A 15,286-nucleotide genomic window follows, 5' to 3' on the forward strand; every position below is an offset into this window, starting at 1 on the left:
CTTCGTTGCGGCCCTCATGGTGAGCCTAGCCTTTTAGTCGACGCTTCGCTGTGGAAGAAAATACAGAGGATCGGCTAATCCGCTGGACAGGTGCACAAACCAGGTCGGCGATCCCCCTTCGCAGCGGAGAATCGGGGGCGGCCTCAAGCAGGAGCGATCCCGCCAGCAGCGCCGCATCAGTGGCAACCGGGTCAGCCGGCAGAAAGGCACTCAGCGGGGCCGTGGGACCGAAACGTTCCCAGGCATCGCGCAGTTGCCGTTCCGGGAAGCGTCCCACAGCGGACTGCCGGACCTTGTTCAGCACCACACGCGGGGACGCACCCGGGACGGCGGATTCCAGTTCAGCCAAGCCCCGGACCAGCCGTGGAACACCTATCGAGTCGGCCGCTCCAACGGCGAACACCATGTCCGCCAGTTCGAGGCTCCTCAAGGTCGCGGCGTTGCGGCGGGGTGCCATCGTATCGAAGCTCAATTCCTCGTCGCTCTCCAAGCAGAACCCGGTATCGATGACTACGACTTCTGCAAGCTGCCGGGCCCGGGACAGCACCAGGGAAAGTGCCGCGGGGCGGAGTTCGGTCCAGCGGTCGGCCCGGGTGATTCCGGTCAGCACCCGGAAACTACCCGTCTTCGTTACAACTGGAGCCGCGATCCGGAGCAGCGCTTCCTGGTTCAGCAGGCCTTGGTCTGCGAGGCGGCACGCCTGCGCGAGCCCGGCGGCTTCGTCCAGCAGTCCCAGCATGGCCGCGACACTGGCGCCATAGCTATCGGCGTCGACCAACAGCACGGATTTCCCGGCGGCGGCGAGTTCGGCGGCCATATTGACCGCGAGCATGGTCCGACCCGGCGATCCTGCGGGCCCCCACACCGCAATGACCTGACCCGCACCGGATCTTTCGGCGCCGTCCACGGCGCCCCCGCCGGAGCTTTCGGGGGCCCGGCCGGCGTCGGGCGGACCAGAGCTGTCACCTTGCCGGAGCAGCGGGTCCCGCCCGGTGAGTTGGCTGACAGCGGACTGGATACGGCCGGCAAGGGCCGCGGCGCCGACCCCCGATAGTTCGGCGGCCACCCCGATCCCCTGCAACCGGGCCATCTCTTCCGGGCTGTCGGTCAGGGCCACGACGGCCACCCCCACGGCGGACAGCCGGTCGACCAGCGATGCGGTCAGCTCCTCGCTGCCCTGCGCCACGACTGCGGCACGGGCAAGTCCGCTCTGGCAGGCGGCCAGCAGTTCGGCCAACTCGGTACACCGCCGGACCACCGACACCGGGCCGTGGAGGCGTTCCAGCCTGCCGACCAGGTCTTCCCGCGAGTCCCCGACAGTAACAACGGGGATACTCATCGCTTGCCTCCCCCAGGGTTCCAGACGACGGATATTTTCGCCTTGTTGGCCTGCGCCCCCAGCAGGTTCGGCATCTGCCCGTCGGTCACCAGCACCATCACCACTGTGGACCGCGCGGACCCCAGCGCGGTGCTGCCCGGCGTAATCCGGGCGATTTCTGCGCCCGGCAACAGCAAGGCCGGCTGGCTGAACCCATTCCTGGTATCCGGCAGCGCAACCCAAACATCGACCCGGGAACCTGCAACCGCTTGTTCCGGCAGGGCCTCCTCGACAGTGACGGCAACCGGTTTCCGGTCCAGTCCGTCGGGCCTCCCGAAACTGCCGCGCGGCAGCAATTGGTCCTTGCCGATCCGCTGTACGGCGACCAGCCCGTCCGGCACGCCGGTCGCGGGCGTGAGATAGTGCTGTTCGACCTCGCCCAGGCGGACCCTGACGCGGTCCAGCTTGTCAGCGCTCAGAGTTTCGCCGACGGCGATCGCTTCCCGCGCGGTGTAGGCCTCGGCGGTTTGGTCCGCGGCTCCCACCACTGTGATCACACCCGCCACTGAGGCCAGCACCAGCAGGATGCCAATGATCAGCCTGGGGTCTTTCCAGGACGGCTTCTTCAGCCGCGCACCACCGGCTGCCGTGCTTGCACTCATGCGCCCGCTCCCCCCGTCATCGCCGCCGGTGACGGCCCGGCCATCATTATTGTTGCCCCTTGGTGCGCTCACGGGAAGATGCAGAAGCAAAGAAGTGCAAACTGTGGATAACGGCCCTGGAACGGGACATCGATGGCAAAATGGGGTCATGCCCCGATTCCTGACCCTTGCCGACGTCGCAGAGCAGCTCCAGATCAACGCCGCGGCTGCGTACTCGCTCGTGCGCAGCGGGGAGCTTAAGGCAATTCAGGTGGGCGGACGGGGCCAGTGGCGTGTAGAGGAGAAGATGCTCGAGCAGTACATCGAGGAGCGCTACGCGGAAGCCGGCCGGATGATCGAACAAGCAAAGTCCAAGAACCGCTGAGCCGGGGAATCCCGGCGTCGCAGCCACGCTCGATTCACCGTGCTGCCGGGTAGCCGCGCGGCTCGTCATCCGGAGACCGGGCGGACCTGATTCCGGCGAGGGCGCCGAAGGGAATCGTCGCCAACTGCCGGACATTGGCCGCCCGGCGGTCCTCGCCCTCCGCGGTCACCGCCAGGTCGAAGTGGTCGCGGCCGACCCTGTCGATCACCCCGTGGAGAGTCGTTTCGCCTGCTGACCCTCCGGTCAGCAGGACAGCAAGGGCTGCGCGGTCCCGAGCCAGGCCGCGCAGGGCGCTGGCCAATCCAAGTCTTTGCCGGACCTTGGACGGCTCAGGCACTGCGAACCGCGCAAGCCCGAGGTAGCTAAGCGCCGAGTCATAGGGAATCAGCACTTGATGCTGTGGTTCAGCCAGCACGAGCGCCTGACTTCCCGCGTGGATCAACGTTCCCTCGAACGTTGTTCCGGAGGCGAGCTGAACCCGTATTTGTAGCCCCAGCGAGCCCCGAAGCCGGTCACCGAGCTCCACGGCTGCCGCTTCCGCCCTCGTCCGCTCCATAATTTCCGCGTCGAGATCCAGCCGCACGCCGGCGGCCATTTGGGTCTCCAGATCCTCAAAGAGGGAATCCCAGCGCATGGCGTCAGGGTACGCACGGCCCACGCCAGCGGTCAACCACACTCCGGAAAATTAGCCCTAGACAAACGTCTCTATTCGCATCCAAACTTAGCTAAACAACATCAAACAGCATCAAACGGCATCAAAGGAAGACAGGGCAGCAGACCATGGCCGCAGCAGACGTTCCGACATCCAGCCCGCACCATGCGCTGCGCGCCGACGTGGTGATGGCGGCAGCCATTTTGCTGCTGGGCTTCCTACTCGCCGCGACAGGAGGCGCTATGGTCCAGCGCTGGCGGGTCTCCTCCGCACATCACGCGTCCTTCGGGTTTGAAGACCAGCTTGGTGCCGCTGCGAACACGGCAGGCCTGGTGGTGATCCTCTGGTGGGCCATGTCACTTGTCATTGCTGTGGCGGCAGCCCTCCTCGAACGCGGCGGAAAGGTCCGCGCCGCCTCAGCCGCCGGCAGATTTGCCCCGGGTTTTATGCGCCGGCTCGCCTTGGCTGCCGTCGGACTCCAGCTGCTCACCGCACCGCTGGCCACAGCCGCCGTTCCACCGGCGTTCCCCGGCCCCGCTGCCTCACCTGCGGCCACACCAGCTGCGTCCGCAGCGTGGATCCCGACGGCGGTTGCGGACGCGACAGGAGCTCCGCCAGCAACGTACACGGCGCGGCCAGCGCCGGAGGCAACGCCCGGAAATCCGGCGCAAACCCCGGCTGTCGAAATTCCGCAATGGCAACCGTTGAGTCCGGTTGTCGACCCGGGACCGCTGGCGGAGCGCCCGATGCGTCGGGAGCAAGCAGCGGACCACACGACTGAAGTGACAGTCAGGCCCGGTGATTCGCTGTGGACCGTGGCGGCCGGCCGTCTGGGAGCCTGCGCCTCCGACGTCGACATTGCCCTGGAATGGCCAAGGATCTATCAGGCCAACAGAGGCATCATCGGGGGTAACCCGGATCTGTTGCGGCCTGGCCAGGTGCTCAGGCTGCCCCCCGGATTCTGAGTGTGCCCGGGCCCAGTCCCCGATCCGTCCGGTCTACGGCCCATAGAAATCCCAGCTGGGAACATCCCCGTCATCGCATTGCGCCAATTGAAAACCCTCAGAAAGGAAGCACCATGAACGCCACCAGCAGCCTCCGTGCCGCAGCGGAACCCAACCGATCCCTAGCCCCGCCACTTCGACTGGTTCCCGACGGTGCGGCACCGGCACCCCTGCCGGCCGGGCCCTGCATTCCGGCAGCACCGCTGCTGCCAATGCCCGACGAGGACCAGCAGATCTGTGCTATTTCACGCAGCACGGTTCAGGCCGCCATCGAGGTGCTGGCCGGTGCCCGTGCGGTGCAGCAGTTGGCAAGGCGGCTCGACGACCGCTGTCTGGCGGCCCTGCAACACCGGGCCGCGTTGACGCGGCGGATGCCGTGCGGGGCGTCGCCAACCGCCGGACGGCTGCACCGTAATCCGTCCGTCCACTCCGTCCGGGCCTGCCGGGTGACTGCGGACATCTACGAGGCCAGTGCCGTTGTGGTCGAGGAATCGCGGGTGCGCGCGGTCGCGCTGAGGCTGGAGCGCAACAGGCTTGCCTGGCGGGTCACTGTGCTGGAAATCGGCTGATTGCCGAGGCACAAGGCCAGTTATCACCGGCCAGGCTTCCTAATGGACCCGGCGGAAGGAGGAGAACCCAGCTGCGGCCGGCTAAGCCGCAGCCGTTCAGCTAGCGCTTCCTCTTCTTGTTGGCGCGACGCTGGGCATCCTGGGCAGCCTTGGCTGGGTTCCCCGAGCGGCCGGAGGACTTGGCCTCCACCCGGGTCTGGGCCGAACCGTCCTCACCCGGGGCCGTGTACTGCAGCTGCGCCGGCTTTTCAGGGGCTTCCAGCCCGGCAGCACGAATCTGCGGCTCGTGATGTTCGGTGTGCTGCCCGGCGTCGTCCGCAACTACGACGTCCTCGGCAGGGGTCACCTCAACCTCAAGGTTGAACAGGAACCCCACGCTTTCCTCGCGGATGGCCTCCATCATGGCCTGGAACATAATAAAGCCCTCGCGCTGGTATTCCACCAGAGGATCGCGCTGGGCCATGGCGCGCAGCCCAATGCCTTCCTTGAGGTAGTCCATCTCGTAGAGGTGTTCCTGCCATTTTCGGCCGATCACCGAAAGGACGACCCGGCGCTCAAGTTCGCGCATGCTCGTCTGGCCGATAGCCTCTTCGCGTGCCTGGTAAACCAGACGTGCGTCGGAGAGGATCTCCTCCTTCAGGAACTCCACCGTGATCCGCGGCTTTCCACCGGCCTCGTCAATGACCTCGCGCGGCGTAACGCTGACCGGGTACAGGGTTTTGAGGTTGGACCAGAGAAGGTTGAAGTCCCAGTCGTCGCCGGTACCCTCTGCCGTGGCTTGCTCGATGAAGGCATTGATCGTATCTTCCAGGAAGAACTGGACCTTCTCGTGGAGGTCGTCCCCCTCGAGAATGCGCCGGCGATCACCATAGATGGCCTCACGCTGGCGGTTCAGCACGTCGTCGTACTTCAGGACGTTCTTTCGCTGTTCGGCGTTGCGGCCCTCCACCTGGCCCTGGGCAGAGGCGATCGCACGAGAGACGAGCTTGGATTCGAGTGCGACGTCGTCAGGCACCGAGCTGCTCATCAGGCGTTCCGCGGCGCCGGAGTTGAACAGACGCATCAGGTCATCGGTCAGCGACAGGTAGAAGCGGGACTCGCCCGGGTCGCCCTGGCGGCCGGAACGGCCGCGGAGCTGGTTGTCGATCCGGCGCGATTCGTGCCGTTCGGTGCCCAGCACATAAAGGCCGCCAAAGTTGAGGACTTCCGCGTGCTCGTCCTTGACGGCCTGTTTGGCAGCCTCGAAAGCGGCCGGCCAGGCGGCCTCGTATTCTTCGGAGTTCTCCTCCGGGTCGAGCCCGCGCTGAGCCAGTTCGGCGACGGCGGTGAACTCGGCGTTGCCGCCGAGCATGATGTCGGTACCTCGGCCGGCCATGTTGGTCGCAACCGTAACCGCCCCCTTGCGGCCTGCCTGGGCGACGATCGCGGCCTCCCGGGCGTGGTTCTTGGCGTTCAGGACCTCGTGGCGGACACCCTCCTTGGCAAGGAGCCGGGAGAGGTATTCACTCTTCTCGACGCTTGTGGTGCCAACGAGGACCGGCTGGCCCTGCTCGTGTCGTTCAGCGATGTCCTTGACGACGGCGTCGAACTTAACCGCCTCGTTCTTGTAGACCAGGTCCGCCTGGTCGATGCGCTGCATGTCCCGGTTGGTGGGGATCGCAACAACGCCGAGCTTGTAGGTGCTCATAAACTCGGCGGCTTCAGTTTCGGCGGTGCCGGTCATGCCCGCGAGCTTGTTGTACATGCGGAAATAGTTCTGCAGCGTAACCGTGGCGAGAGTCTGGTTCTCGGCCTTGATCTCGACGCCTTCTTTGGCCTCAATCGCCTGGTGCATACCCTCGTTGTAACGCCGGCCGGCGAGGATGCGGCCGGTGTGCTCGTCCACGATCAGCACTTCACCGTCCAGGATGACGTAGTCCTTGTCCCGCTTGAACAGTTCCTTGGCCTTGATGGCGTTGTTCAGGAAGCCGATCAGCGGGGTGTTGGCGGACTCGTACAGGTTGTGGATACCGAGGTAGTCCTCGACCTTCTCGATGCCGGCCTCGAGCACACCGACGGTGCGCTTCTTCTCGTCGACTTCGTAGTCCTCCTCGGACTGAAGCCGGGTGACGACCTTAGCGAACTCGCTGTACCAGCGGTTGGTGTCACCCTGGGCCGGCCCGGAGATGATGAGCGGGGTCCGGGCCTCATCGATGAGGATGGAGTCCACCTCATCGACTATGGCAAAGTGGTGGCCGCGCTGGACCAGTTCGGATTGGTCCCACGCCATGTTGTCGCGCAAGTAGTCGAACCCGAATTCGTTGTTGGTGCCGTAAGTGATATCCGCAGAGTATTGCTGGCGGCGTACGGCAGGATCCTGGTTTGACAGGATGCAGCCGCTGCTCAGGCCGAGGAACCGAAACACCCGCCCCATCAGATCAGACTGGTACTCAGCCAGGTAGTCGTTCACCGTGATGACATGCACACCGTTGCCGGTGAGGGCGTTCAGGTAGGCCGGAGCGGTGGCCACGAGGGTCTTGCCTTCACCGGTTTTCATTTCGGCAATGTTGCCCAGGTGCAGGGCGGCGCCACCCATCAGCTGGACGTCGAAATGGCGCATGCCAAGGGTTCGTGAGGAGGCTTCGCGAACGGCAGCAAAGGCCTCGGGCAGCAGATCGTCCAATATCTCGCCATCACCGTGGCGCGCGCGCAGACGGTCCGTCTCTTCGCGCAATTCAGCGTCGCTGAAGGTCTGGAAGGAGCTTTCCAGGGCATTAATGGAATCGGCATAGTTCCGCAGTTGCCTCAGGGTTTTTTTGTCACCCGTGCGGAGAAGTTTTTCGATAAGTGATGCCACGTGAAGTTGCTCCCAGTCTCAAGCTGCCGAATTCTGGCGTATTTAGTCTACGGGAGAGACGCAGGGCCGGTTACGCCTGTCCCCTCTTAGCGGATAGCCCGCTCCCTGCCTCGGACACTGCTGCTGCCAGCGCCGCTGCCAGGTCCCCTTTCTGGGAAACAACTATCCGGTCCAGTTCCAACCACTCTGCCATGAGCCGCAGTTCAGCGGCGAGTTCGACGGCGGTGTCGGACGGAGCGTCGGGTTCGGCGTGGGCCGCCCTCGCCAGCAGGATGCCGTTGGATCGATCGGCTTTGAGGTCGACGCGGGCCACGATCCCGTCCCGCAGCAGGAACGGCAGCACATAGTAGCCGTAGCGGCGCTTCGGTTCCGGAGTGTAGATCTCGATGCGGTAGTGGAAGCCGAACAGGGCCTCCAGCCGGCGCCGCTCAAAGACCAGCGAGTCGAAAGGGCTCAGCAGCGCACGGCCGGTGGCCGTGCGGGGCAGTTTTGCCTCGATATGCCGGTAGACGGGCTTATTCCAGCCGGTCACGGTGACAGGCAGCAGGCTGCCGGCGCGGACCAGGTGGTCCACGGCCAGGGCCGATGCACGCAGGGGCGTCCGGAAGTAATCGGCAAAGCACCGCAGTGTGCCGATCCCGTGGGCACGGGCGGCCGCATCGATCAGACGCACCAGCGCAGCGGCCCGGGATGAGTCGGTGGTCGGGAGGCTTGACGGCGGTGTGGGCCGTTCAGGCAGGACCCTGGCGGTAAGGGTGTAGCGCCGCTCGAACGATTCCGTGCGTGACGCAGCCGAAATGATGCCCGCCTCAAACAGGTGTTCGAGGACCATTTTGACGGCGTTCCAGTTCCAGCCCCAGTTGTCCCGCTGTCGGGCCTCCACGTGGCCCAGGCGTGCGGTGAGTTCGGCGGCGGTCATCGGCCTGCCGTCCGCCAGCGCCTCCAGCACCCGGGACGCGACCCCGTTGCGCAGCTGGGGGTCCATGGAATGCGCCCCCACCCATTTCCGGCTTTGCCACAGGACCAGGTCCTGGAAATGGTCGGGCCGGATGAAACTGGCCTCGTGGGCCCAGTACTCCATCATCCGGCGCGGATGGGTCCCCGCCATTCGCTGAAGGATGGCGCGGTCGTAGTTCCCCAGGCGGGAGAAGAACGGCAGGTAGTGGCTCCGGGACAACACATTCACGGAGTCGATCTGGACAAGCTGGAGGCGGGCAAAAGTACGGCCCACCGCCCGTGAACTCACGGGTCCGGCGGGCCGTACCTTGTCCAATCCCTGGGCTGCCAGTGCGATCCGCCGCGCCTGCGTGAGGCTCAGCGCTTCCGGCACGTCAGTCCCTTCGTTGAACGGTCAGCTCCAGATTATGCGCTGGCCGGCTCATCCTCGGAGCGGTAGGCGATGATCTTTTCTTCCAGCGGGGCTTGCCCCGGCTCGCAGGTCTGGTCAAGGGAGATCACGCCGTAGGTCCAGCCCTCACGGCGGTAGACGACGGACGGAGCCTTGGTCTCCTTGTCCACGAAGAGGTAGAAGTCGTGACCGACAAGCTCCATGTTGTCGACGGCGTCGTCGAGCGTGAGGGACGCCGCGGGAAAGACCTTACGACGGATCAGCACGGGTGAGTCGCCGGCGGGGATATCGTTTTCGACCTCGTACGGCGATTTCTCATCGGGGGCCGGCTTCGACTCCTGCCAGTGGCTCGCCTCTTCGTAGAGGGGCTCGCTGGTGCTCGCGGGCTCAAGCGACGCCGTCGCCTCGGTCACGGACTTGGGGGTGTGCCGGCCGTGGTGGACCTTCTTGCGGTCCTTCGCCCGGCGCAGGCGCTCCAGAAGCTTGTTATAGGCGAGATCGAACGCGGCGAATTTGTCGGCGGCGCTGGCTTCGGCACGAATCACGGGGCCACGACCCAGGACGGTCAGCTCAACCGTGAGCATCTCGTCCGTCTGCCGGGCCTTGGTCTCCTTGGAAACCTTCGCGTCCACCCTCTGGACCTTGTCCCCGAGCGACGCGATCTTCGAGATCTTCTCGTCAGCGTATTCGCGGAACCGGTCCGAGACCGTCAAATTACGTCCGCTGATCATGAACTCCATGGTGCCCTCCAAATGACTTCGGTGACACGACGACGGCACTTCCCGAGGCTGATCTGACTGACAGTCGAGCCCCTTTCCGAGCCGCCATCGACAGGTACATCTGTTCTTGGTACCCATCTTCGACGTTAGTTCATACACCCCTCTTATTCATCCTTTTTTGGTTTATTTTTTTCGTTGACGGGCCGTTTCCCTGCTACGGCGCCGTCCGGACCGGGGAAGCCCAATGTGACCGGCGGGCGTGTCGCGGCGAGGACTACGGCGCCCCGCACCACCGCACCGGCCGCATGCAACGCCCGGTTGGCCTCGGCCAACGTGGCCCCGGTGGTGAGCACGTCGTCAACGATGATGCACGCCCGGCCGTCCACCTCGGGATTGAACGGCCAGCGGCGAACCCGCATGGTTCCCTGCACCCGCTGCACCCTGTCCCCGCGCCCCAGTCCCTTCTGGCCGCCCTGCCCACCTGATGACTGCCCGCACGCCGGGAACGGCGGCCTCGTCTTCCGGAGTGCGTGGACGATGGTGAATCCCGGGTGCTGCCCGGCTCCCGGTTTCCTTGGCTTTCCCACCCTGCGGAGCAGCACGTGGATCGGGCTGAAGCCGCGCTTCCGGTAGGCGCTGCTGCTGGTCGGGACGGGTACAAGGAGCAGTCCCTGGGACTCCCCGGCGGCGTCGCGGATGGCCCGGGCCAGGCCTTTGGACAATACCTCGGCGAGCTGCCGCTGCCCGTAGCTCTTGAACGACAGCACGGTCTGCGCCAACTCCGCGCGGTAGGCGCCGGCAGCCACCACCGGAAGGATCACGGCGCCGTCGACGTCCATCAGTGCCGGGGCCTGCGCTTCTGCCCGGAATGGTTGGCGCATCAACAGCCGGACCTGCCGTTCGCAGCCGCCGCAGAGCGCCATGTCTTCGGCCCCGCAACAGACACACTCCACCGGGGCCACGAGTGCCAGGACTTCGGCGGCAGCGGCGGCGGCCCCCGCCGCCAGCCGTGCCAGCGGCAGGCGGTAGGCGCCGCGGTGTCTCGCCGCAGAAGCTGCGGTAGCAACCAGGTCGGGGTCGACTGCGCGTTGGGTCCGCCGTGCGGCTCCGGCTGCGCTGTGTGCACCTGTGTGCGGCTCAGCGCCGGCGCTGCCGTCGTGCCCAGCTGCCGCCCTTGCCCCGCGGCGGCCTCGGGATTCCCTGGATGTGCCCATCCCCCAACTGTGCGCCCCCGCAGCGCCCGTCGGCAGTCCTTGACTCAGCTATGTGCGGAACCGCCGGCGGTCCCGTCAGGTGCGGCCGCTAACCCGGATAGGACGGATCGATCGGCCCCTTCAGCTGGGGGGCCCAGCCGTTACCGAGCCGCTGGAAGATCCCTTCCCCGGACTGGGCATAGATTTCCTCGCTGCCGTTCCCGGCGCTGAGTGCGGTGAGCCCAGGCCACGGCGCGAGCGGCTGCGGCTCGGACGCGGTGAGTGAGAGCAGCTCGGGAGTGACGGATCCGCTGGTGGAGCCCTTCATCACGGCGACCGTCGTGTCATCCACCCACACGCCCTGATCCGGATCATTCGTCGCCAGCAGGGTGGTCGGCACGGTCAGTTCCTTTGGGGTACCGTCCGCGGCCCGGACGATACCGGCGATCTGAACTTTGGTCTTGCCGTTCTGCTGCGTGAGAATGAGGGCGCGGGTGCCCTCGCGGGAAACCCTGAACTCCTTGACGGACCGCCCGGCGAGCCATGCCGGCGCCAGGGTGACCGCGGGGACGCTGGCTCCTTCGGCGACGCCGACTGGCCGGTGGGCGACCATTTCGGTGGCGCCGTTGGCCCCCGGCCCGGCCGTCCAGACCCAGTCGTACCGGTCAAAGGACGGGCGGGTCAGCGTAGCGCGGGTAGCGAGCGCCCTGGCGGGCTGTCCCGGCACGATGGAGTACAGCGTCCCGCGCCCCGCGTTGAGGAAGGCCGCGGTCTGCGACACGGGCGACTCCGCCGGGGCCCGCGGCGCCAGCGCCGATACAGACTGGATGCCGGGAAGCGGCGAGATCCTGTTGTTCTCGTACCGGACCAGGTCGTTCTCGCTCACGGCGATCTGGCGGCCCGGTACGTTCTTGTCCCGGATCGGCGGGACAACCGAACCGTTGTCGTCTACGCGAACCAGGTCCTGGTTGGCGCGGAGCTCGACGTTGATGACATCGGGCTGGCTGCGGAACGTCAGCGAAAGCTGGGTCTGCATCCGCAGCCGGTCCTCGTTGGAAGCCTCCACAAGGTCCTTCGCCGAAAGGTCTACCTGGGCGGCACCGGAGACGACCGGCACGGACTCGCGGGCCAGCTTGATGCCGGACGGGAAGGCGCTGACCACGGCCCCCTTGAGATACGGGGCCGGACCCGCGAGGAGGGCACTTGTCATGGCCTTGACGGTCTTCTTCCGGATGAACCACCGGACATCCGGCACCGCGTAGGTGAACGTCGGGTCATAGAAATAGATCGGATAGGCGCCATAGATTACTTTGAACGTCTCTTCCGGAATCGCCGTACCGTCCGGGAGCTCCGCAATCCGCCATTCACCGTCAACCTTGGTCAGCGTAGCGGGAATGTTCTCCTTGGTTCCCTCCGGCAGCCGGGTCGCGACTCCGTCCGCGTCGACGGAGTAGGACACGTCAAGTTCGTAGTTGAAGACGTTCTCGACAGCGGTCGGGACAACACGGGCGGAACGGAACACAAGCACCCGCTGGTCCGGCTTCCAAGTCACTGAGGACGCCTGGGTCAAGTATTGGCGCGCCACCGCGTAGTCGTCTTCATAGCCGCTGCCGGCGAGGTAGAAGTCTTCGATCACGGACTCCGGCCCGGCCCCCTCACGCGGGGCCGAGGGGAAGAACACAGGGGCATTATTGGGGTTCCCTGCACTTTCGTCGGTGCTCTTTCCCACCGGGCCCGAGCGCGGGATCTGGGCACACGATGTCAGCAGGAACAGCAGAAGCGCCAGCAGCACGGCCGCCGCTCGGTGGCCTTTCCATGCGGCTCCGTTCATGGCCCCTCCTTCATTCCGGTGACTGCGGTTCCTGGGTCCGCGATTCGGGTGTCGGCTGAGCGGATGTGCGGTGTGCCGACGTCGGGGACGTCCCCGGCCGCCGGGGCAGGAGCATCGGCGCGTGTAACGGGCACCGGATCCAGCAGCAGCATGGTCCGCTCGCTCCCCAAGCCACGGAGCCCGACGTCGACAGGCTCCAGTTGGAGAGGCGACTTCGCAATGGTTTCGCCCTGGCGAAGGGCCAGGGTGAGGCGAAAGTTGGCTCCGACCCCTTTCCGTCCCCACGCCTGCAGCCAGCCGTTGTGGAGTTTGGCGTCTTCGGCCGCAATGGACAACCCGAGGCCGCTGCCCCCCGTGGTGCGCGCCCGCGCCGGATCGGCGCGCCAGAACCTGTCGAAAACGCGGGCCGCGTCCGCCGGTGACAGACCGATGCCGTGGTCCCTGACGGCGACAGCGACGGCGGTGTCGTTGGCCGCCACCGAGATGTTCACCGGCCGGCCTTCGCTGTGTTCCAGGGCATTCAGCACAAGATTGCGCAGGATCCGGTCAATCCGACGGTCATCCATGTCCACGATGATGCTGCCCGCAGGCGCGTTGAGGGTGACCTCGGAGCCGTACTCGGCGGCCACCGGCGCTACACCTTCCATCACATGCGCTACCAGCTGCACAATGTCGCCCGGTTCGGCATCGAGGGTGGCGACGCCCGCGTCGAAGCGTGAGATCTCCAGCAGGTCGGCAAGCAGGGACTGGAAGCGCTCCACCTGGTTATAAAGCAGTTCCGCCGAGCGCTTGTTGATGGGGTCGAAGTCGTCGCGTGCGTCATAGAGCACCTCGGCGGCCATCCGCACCGTGGTCAGCGGGGTGCGCAGTTCGTGGGAAACATCCGAGACGAATCGCTGCTGCATCTGCGACAGCGTGGCGAGCTGGGTGATCTGCTCCTGGAGGCTGGCGGCCATGTGGTTAAAGGACGCGCCAAGCCGGGCCACCTCATCCTCGCCCTTGACCACCATCCGCTCCTGCAACTGCCCGGCCGCGAGTTTCTCGGACACCAGTGCGGCATGGCTGACCGGGCTGACGACGTTCCGGGTCACATACCAGGCGACGGCACCAATCAGCAGCGCCAGCACGGCACCGCCGGCCAGCAGTACGTTTTGGATCTCATCGAGGGTCTTTTGTGCCGTATTGAGGTCATAAATCAGGTACAGCTCGTAGACCGTGCCGTTGAAGGTGACCTTGTTGCCCACTGCAATTCCGGGCCGGTCCTCGGTACCCACCGGGAATTCCGTGGAAGCCCAGAACTGTTCCTTGCCGGAATCCTGCACCGCCTTGCGCAGCTCGGTCGGAATGACGCTGATGGTGAGCTGGTCCGAGGCCCTCGATTCGACCCAGCGGTTGCGCGGTTTGGTCTGCTCCGGCATGGCTTCGAAGACGTAGCGCCGCTGGATCACGGAACCGCGTCCCTCGACGGCGTTCAAGGTGTCATAAACGAGGGTGATAACACTGGACTGGTCGGTGACCTGGGCGCCGTCGAAGGTGTCCTGGACCTGCTTGACGTTGTAGCGTGTCTCCGACTCGGCCTGGGCCAGCCGTTCCTGGAAGAGATTATTGGCGATCTGGTTGGACAAATAGGCCCCGACGACTGCGAATGATGCGATTGCGAGCATCAGTGTCGTCAGGACGGTCCGGAACTGCATGGAACGACGCCATTTGCGGTGCAGGGACCGGAGCAGATAGCGGATACCCGGAAGCAGGCGGGAAGAGCCGGTGCCGACCAGCCTGGCCACCCGCACGCCCACGATCCGGGACCGCTTCATCCAAAGCCGGGTCCGGAACCGCAGGGCCTGCCAGCGGATGGCGGGACCGTCCGCGTGCGCGGCGGCCGGGGCCGCGGGAGCCGCAGTACCTGGTCCCACGGCGCCGGACGGCTCCGGCGAGGTGCTCACCGGAGCCGCTCCGGCGAGGCCCTCCGGTGGCTCAGGAACCTGCTTTGTAGCCGACACCACGGACCGTCAATACAACTTCGGGGGCTTCCGGGTCACGTTCTATTTTTGACCTGAGCCGCTGGACGTGGACGTTGACCAGACGCGTGTCCGCAGCATGCCGGTAGCCCCAGACCTGTTCCAGGAGCAGTTCCCGGGTGAAAACCTGCCAGGGTTTGCGCGCCAGTGCGACCAGCAGGTCAAATTCCAGCGGTGTCAGCGAGATGCGCTCGGCCCCGCGGCTCACGAGGTGGCCTGCGACGTCGATAGTGACGTCGGCGATGTGCAGCGTCTCCGGCGCCTTCTGGTCGCCGGGCCGGAGCCTTGCCCGGACCCGGGCGACCAGCTCGGCCGGCTTGAAGGGCTTCGGGACATAGTCGTCGGCACCGGACTCAAGCCCGCGGACCACATCGGACGTATCCGCCTTGGCAGTAAGCATCACGATTGGAACATCGGATTCGGCACGGATCTGCCGGCAGACTTCAATGCCGTCGATGCCCGGAAGCATAAGGTCCAACAGCACAAGGTCGGGCTTGGACGAGCGGAAGACTTCGAGCGCCTGCCCGCCGTCGGCGCAGAAGACGGGTTCGAACCCGTCATTGCGCAGAACAATACCGATCATCTCGGCCAGCGCCTCGTCATCGTCCACTATCAGAATGCGTGCCTTCATATGTATATATTCCCTTATTGCAATGGCTTTGTCGTATTCAGCGGTGCCCGGGCATGGCGGCTGCCTGCCCGGGCACCGCGCACAGGGCCATAAGCGGGGCCCGCTGTGACAAATGCGCCGCCGTCCCGCATGCTGTGGACA

The 15,286-nt window shown here is 65.6% G+C and carries 13 protein-coding genes; 3 read left to right on the plus strand and 10 right to left on the minus strand.

The genetic code is table 11. The features are described 5' to 3' along the window. Positions 1–25: 25 nt before the first annotated feature. A complete protein-coding gene (locus tag QI450_RS11250; RefSeq protein ID WP_226775774.1) occupies positions 26–1,339 on the minus strand; it encodes a P-loop NTPase in 1,314 nt (437 codons plus the stop codon). After that, positions 1,336–1,980 carry a hypothetical protein gene (locus tag QI450_RS11255; RefSeq protein ID WP_226775773.1) on the minus strand — a complete coding sequence of 215 codons (645 nt, stop codon included), beginning with the start codon at positions 1,978–1,980 and terminating at the stop codon, positions 1,336–1,338. The genes QI450_RS11250 and QI450_RS11255 overlap by 4 nt, the downstream gene beginning before the upstream one ends. A gap of 148 nt (positions 1,981–2,128) precedes the next feature. Here QI450_RS11255 and QI450_RS11260 point away from each other — a divergent pair, with 148 nt between their 5' ends. After that, complete coding sequence (locus QI450_RS11260; protein WP_226775772.1) at positions 2,129–2,344, plus strand: helix-turn-helix domain-containing protein; 216 nt, start codon at positions 2,129–2,131, stop codon at positions 2,342–2,344. Positions 2,345–2,378: 34 nt separating this feature from the next. On the opposite strand, the gene QI450_RS11265 is transcribed toward QI450_RS11260, so the two are convergent. Beyond that, positions 2,379–2,978 (minus strand): hypothetical protein, encoded by a 600-nt coding sequence (locus QI450_RS11265; RefSeq protein WP_226775771.1) that lies wholly within the window; start codon positions 2,976–2,978, stop codon positions 2,379–2,381. Positions 2,979–3,124: 146 nt separating this feature from the next. On the opposite strand from QI450_RS11265, the gene QI450_RS11270 reads away from it, so the two are divergent. Both QI450_RS11270 and QI450_RS11275 read left to right on the plus strand, forming a co-directional pair. Continuing rightward, the gene (locus QI450_RS11270; RefSeq protein ID WP_226775770.1) at positions 3,125–3,961 is read left to right on the plus strand and encodes a LysM peptidoglycan-binding domain-containing protein; all 837 of its coding nucleotides are present in this window, start codon (positions 3,125–3,127) and stop codon (positions 3,959–3,961) included. Positions 3,962–4,074: 113 nt separating this feature from the next. Then, the gene (locus QI450_RS11275; protein WP_226775769.1) at positions 4,075–4,569 is read left to right on the plus strand and encodes an Rv3235 family protein; all 495 of its coding nucleotides are present in this window, start codon (positions 4,075–4,077) and stop codon (positions 4,567–4,569) included. 100 nt (positions 4,570–4,669) lie between these two features. Here QI450_RS11275 and secA read toward each other — a convergent pair whose 3' ends face one another. The 7 genes from secA to mtrA form a co-directional block, all read right to left on the minus strand. Next, positions 4,670–7,405, minus strand: a complete 2,736-nt coding sequence (gene secA, locus QI450_RS11280) for a preprotein translocase subunit SecA (protein WP_226775768.1) — start codon at positions 7,403–7,405, stop codon at positions 4,670–4,672. A 70-nt stretch (positions 7,406–7,475) separates the two neighbouring features. Continuing rightward, positions 7,476–8,735 carry a crosslink repair DNA glycosylase YcaQ family protein gene (locus QI450_RS11285; RefSeq protein ID WP_226775767.1) on the minus strand — a complete coding sequence of 420 codons (1,260 nt, stop codon included), beginning with the start codon at positions 8,733–8,735 and terminating at the stop codon, positions 7,476–7,478. Positions 8,736–8,767: 32 nt separating this feature from the next. Then, positions 8,768–9,493, minus strand: coding sequence for a ribosome-associated translation inhibitor RaiA (gene raiA / locus QI450_RS11290; protein WP_226775766.1), 726 nt, complete (start codon positions 9,491–9,493; stop codon positions 8,768–8,770). A 143-nt stretch (positions 9,494–9,636) separates the two neighbouring features. Then, positions 9,637–10,686, minus strand: coding sequence for a phosphoribosyltransferase family protein (locus tag QI450_RS11295; RefSeq protein WP_226775765.1), 1,050 nt, complete (start codon positions 10,684–10,686; stop codon positions 9,637–9,639). An 88-nt stretch (positions 10,687–10,774) separates the two neighbouring features. Beyond that, positions 10,775–12,496 (minus strand): LpqB family beta-propeller domain-containing protein, encoded by a 1,722-nt coding sequence (locus tag QI450_RS11300; RefSeq protein ID WP_226775764.1) that lies wholly within the window; start codon positions 12,494–12,496, stop codon positions 10,775–10,777. Then, the gene (gene mtrB / locus QI450_RS11305) at positions 12,493–14,310 is read right to left on the minus strand and encodes an MtrAB system histidine kinase MtrB (RefSeq protein WP_226775785.1); all 1,818 of its coding nucleotides are present in this window, start codon (positions 14,308–14,310) and stop codon (positions 12,493–12,495) included. Before mtrB ends, QI450_RS11300 begins: the two co-directional genes overlap by 4 nt. A gap of 160 nt (positions 14,311–14,470) precedes the next feature. Beyond that, on the minus strand, positions 14,471–15,145 hold the full coding sequence (gene mtrA, locus QI450_RS11310) for an MtrAB system response regulator MtrA (RefSeq protein WP_226775763.1): 675 nt from the start codon (positions 15,143–15,145) through the stop codon (positions 14,471–14,473). Positions 15,146–15,286: the final 141 nt, after the last annotated feature.

It is taken from the genome of Arthrobacter sp. EM1 (assembly GCF_029964055.1).
GTDB lineage: Bacteria > Actinomycetota > Actinomycetes > Actinomycetales > Micrococcaceae > Arthrobacter.